The following is a 4,339-nucleotide window of genomic DNA, read 5'->3' on the forward strand; positions in this document are numbered from 1 at the left end:
CGTCTTTCTGGGGTTGATGCTGTCCGAGGCGTGGTCGTGGATGTCATTGAGCCCGAAGGTGAACAGGCACAAAGGAAAAGAAAGCATGGCCATCTGCAGGAGCATCAGGGGGGTGAACCGGAAATCCGGACTCAAGAGCCCGTATTCCCCGTAGATCAGTCCCATGCAGAAGACCAGGGGCAGGGCCGGCCAGAGCGGCGGCCGGCTTGCTTTCAGTAATATCAGCAATGATTTCCACATTGGGACCGGACTGATCTCATTTGGTTTTTTAAATTCAATCCAATTTCCATGCCTTAAGGGCCGGGCTGCAAGAGGTTCAAGCCGCATGCCTACTCAAGATCAGACCTGCCTGCCTTTACAGCTCTTTTTCTATTCTATTTTTACACCAGGGGCTAGTTTTGATGACCTGTTTCTTTACACTTCGCGTCAAGCGCGAAATGTAAAGATCATGTTTACATATCGCGTCAAACGCGAAGTGTAAAGATGATTACGGCATTGCCGCAGGCCGGAGATCAGTTCAGCCGGGCCAGCTCGCAACAAAATATCCTCATATACCCCGGCAGCAATGAATACCCCAAAAACTGATAACCTATACACTTTCAGCCATGCTGGAAATGTACAAAATAAGCCTTAAGTTATACACATTGAGCATGGCTGAAAGTGTATAGGTTATGCCGTATTTTGAGCATTTCTGAGTCTGAGAGGGTTGTCTGGATTTGAACCGGATTATGAATAAGGATTTACTTCCCTGGCGGCTTGAGGGAGTTGCAGGCTGATCGCCTGAAGGCCTGTAGATTTGCATGGATCTTTCCAGAATGTCCTGGTAGACTAAGGCGGGGTTTGCCCGCAACCCCAAGTGTAAAGAGATACTTATCCGAAACCTGGGACAGTCCCCGCAAGGACCCAGTTAAACCCAGCAAAGCTGGAACGCTTTCAGCGTTGTTTAACCGGGCAGGCAGGGGTATTAGCAGTAATTCACCAGGCTTTTTCCGCGACCCTGCACGGAAAAAGAGACCCTTGGGGGCATCATCCGGTAATTGAGCTCAAAATCCTTCGACGTGTCTGGAAAAAACCATTGCCGCAGGATTTGAGCAGACTGCGGACTATGCAGAGCAGGCGTTAAACCGGGGTCCCCACTGGGGTGTTTAACTGGGGTTAATCCTGTCAAAAAAGCTCTTTTCTTTATTGGGTTGCGGGCAAAGCCCGCATTTGCATTATTATCCTGCAATAATTTCAACTTATTTGCTACAAGGGGAGGTATGACATGAGATATTCCAGTACAAAAAAATTGGTAATTATTACCGGCGTCATTTTAATGTGCACCACGCTGGTCGTTTTGGTTATGGCCTTTGCCGGCAGCCAGGAGCCCTCCGCAAGGCTGCACTATGATTCTGTTAAATCATGCACGACACAGCCTTATCCTGCATACAGTCAGTCCGTTCAATTGTATGCAAATGCTGCAGGTAATAATTCCAAACGGCTATTTCCGTCTGATCTGACTTACCTTGGCGCATTTCGTTTGCCGGACAATTTTAACTGGGGAGCGCTGGGTCTCTCCTATTATTCCCTGGGCAACGGAGGCGAAGGCAGCCTTTTAACAACAGGATTTGAGGCTCTTTCCAGTCCTGACCATCCCTTTGAATCCTGCTGGAACGAAGAATGGGAGTGTTACGCATATTATGGCCAGCTATCCATTCCCGTGCCTGAGATGAGCACTGACTGGGAAGATCTCCCTCAGGCCGTCCTAATGGGTGGGATGGTCAACTATGATCAGGGGCTGGTTTCTGAAGTTCACCGTGAATATGTTTTTGTCAGCGACATCGAATATTTTCCAAGGATTGGTACTCAGACTAAGGACAATATTTACGGTGCAGCTGAGTTCTGGTACCCGGAGGGTGTATTTGGAGAAAATTCGTTTCCAACCATTTGGATGGCCAATATGGACGGGTCCGGAGCCAGGGGCATGTTTCACGTCGGGCCTGAGGAAACGCCGTTTCACGGACGAAAAACAGGTTCATATCTGTTCACCGCACCCCAATGGTACGCCGACGATTATTTGGGTGGGCGCAGGCTGATCACAGGACGCTCCAGAGGTACGCCTGCGGAAGGGCAGGAAGTAACAACTCATGGAGGATCCCAGGGACCGACTCTGTTCGCCTTTTATGCCTTGGACAGCGACCATCCCGAAGGTAATCTGGATGCTCTTCCATTTCTGTACTACCGGGTCAAGTTTCCAGGGTGCGCCGGACCAAATATCAGTCCCACTGATGAATGTGATTATCCTGGATTTACCATGTGTGATAACTGGACAGGAGGAGCTTTTGTTGATGACGGCATCAGCCGGTCCATTATGCTCCTTGGATACAAGGGCCTTGGCAGCAACTGTTACGGAGGCGCAGAATGCCAAGATCCCTGCAATGATTACCAGGGATATCATTGCAATCCATATGAGCGTCAGGTCCTTTTTTACGACGTACACGCCCTGGGCGAAATCGCCTCAGGGAAAAGAGACCCCTGGACTGTATTGCCATATGCTCTCTGGCGGCCGGATGAATTTTATCTGCAGGGACCGACCTGCTGGAATGCCGGGGGAATGACTTTTGATTCGGATAATCAAAGAATCTTTATGGTTGAGCGAGGAATTGGCGGAGAAATGAATGCCGCCGTAGTTCATGTCTGGCATGTTTCATCCATCAACGATATACAGAAAGCAGAACTGATATTCAACGCAGCTGAAGATCTATATCCGGAATGGTTTTATCCATCCGGCTTGCCTGTTCTTGAATATAACGGTTATGAGCAGACAATGCTCTATCGTGAATATCCAGATAAAAAAATATTTATATTAACCTACGATAATGTTGTTTATTATTACTACAAAGGTCGTTACCATTATTGGCATACTGTTGAAGAATGGTTGCAATATCTGAAGTAAACAATCGACAACAGAGATGTGACTGCAAAAAGGGCAGAAGGTTGTTATTGTGTTTTAGTAACTCGACTTTCTTGCGCCGGCTCTTGTAAGATATGACTGCAAAAAGTCATTTTTGCAGTCACAGACGTCAGAGATCAGAGGTCAGAGGTCGGTAAAATCAAAGATTTATGTAGATTGATGTGACTGCAAAAGTGACTTTTTGCAGTCACAGATGTCAGAGATCAGACGTCAGATGTCAGTAAAAACAAAGACTTATGTAGATTGTTTATTTCTGAATTATTCATTTTCTCGACTTTTTGCAGGTGCATCTAGATTGTTGATTTCTGAATTTTTCATTCCCCGACTTTTTGCAGATGCATCTTGTAAACATCGAACTGAGGCATCAGAACATCCTGGAGCCATCACTGCACAGGCCATGCTCATCCACATAACGGTTAGCCGCTTCCATGGCCTCCCGGTTTTCTTTCATCCAGGTCAGACGATCCTGCTATTTGAGGATCTTTTGCAGGCTTTGTTCCAAGGTTTGGGACAGGTTGATGTTACTGGAGCGCGCCTTGCGCAAAAGATCGCCCCTGAGGCGTAAATTAACCGGCTGTTTCCGGGTGGTGTTTTCCATGCCTGCCTCCTGTGCGCACAATTTACCCACTTTGTCCTAAAAAAAACCACGGTCAAGATTGTATGCCGGGGGCATAGGAAGCACGCTGCCAGTGTGGCAGGGGGACTGGCTCTCCGGGACCCACTTGTCCCAAAAAATGAGATATTTTCAGCACAAAATGATGCTCAAGTGGGTCCCGGAGTGCCTGTCCCCTGCTTTCCTTAAAAGCGCAAAACAGGTACATCACGGTCAAGATTGTATCCCGGGGGCATAGGAAGCACGCTGCCAGTATTGGGAAACAGTCAATCCCGAATTCCTGACATTATGCGCTTTGCCCATTGTGTACAACAAGTTGATTTTACTTTACAATTCGCTACAATTCGCGTCAAACGCAATATGTAAAGGCAGCCATGTTCTGCCTTTACAGCTCTTTTTCTATTCCTTTTTTACAACAAGGACAAGTCTCGGTGGCCGGATGCCTCTGGACTGTTTGCAGCGCAACTCAAACTATATTCCCTGGCTGGGGTGCAGTTTTGTAGTAAAGTAACTACCAATAAATCCTATTCTTTCAAACCCTTGCCGGGAATCCGCTATGCCCGGCAAAGCATAACCTCTGGAGGCTGTGATGTGGATTGCTGTAACTGTTGTTGTGGCGGCTCTGGCCGGCCTGCTGGTGTTTGCAACCGTGCGCAGCAACCGCAGGCTGTACGAAACAACCTCGCACATCTACCAGCAGCTTGCCGGTCCAGTAAACGGCAGGGTAACGCAAATGCCGCGCGCCCTGGGCAGCATGACCGCCCTGGAGCTTC

4 protein-coding genes and 1 pseudogene are annotated in these 4,339 nt (G+C 48.1%); 2 read left to right on the forward strand and 3 right to left on the reverse strand.

The features are described 5' to 3' along the window. Positions 1-240 (reverse strand): hypothetical protein (locus QZP87_RS05225; RefSeq protein WP_291321866.1); only part of this gene is annotated, 240 nt, incomplete at its 3' end. A 349-nt stretch (positions 241-589) separates the two neighbouring features. Further along, positions 590-802 carry a hypothetical protein gene (locus QZP87_RS05230; RefSeq protein WP_291321867.1) on the reverse strand — a complete coding sequence of 71 codons (213 nt, stop codon included), beginning with the start codon at positions 800-802 and terminating at the stop codon, positions 590-592. A gap of 717 nt (positions 803-1,519) precedes the next feature. Here QZP87_RS05230 and QZP87_RS05235 point away from each other — a divergent pair. Continuing rightward, a complete protein-coding gene (locus QZP87_RS05235) occupies positions 1,520-2,935 on the forward strand; it encodes a hypothetical protein (RefSeq protein ID WP_291321868.1) in 1,416 nt (471 codons plus the stop codon). Positions 2,936-3,317: 382 nt separating this feature from the next. Here QZP87_RS05235 and QZP87_RS05240 read toward each other — a convergent pair. Continuing rightward, positions 3,318-3,551: pseudogene (locus tag QZP87_RS05240) on the reverse strand (type II toxin-antitoxin system CcdA family antitoxin). A 604-nt stretch (positions 3,552-4,155) separates the two neighbouring features. Here QZP87_RS05240 and QZP87_RS05245 point away from each other — a divergent pair. Then, the coding region (locus QZP87_RS05245; protein ID WP_291321869.1) for a hypothetical protein at positions 4,156-4,339 on the forward strand (184 nt) is incomplete at its 3' end.

It is taken from the genome of Desulfonatronospira sp., assembly GCA_003563255.1.
Lineage (GTDB): Bacteria > Desulfobacterota > Desulfovibrionia > Desulfovibrionales > Desulfonatronovibrionaceae > Desulfonatronospira.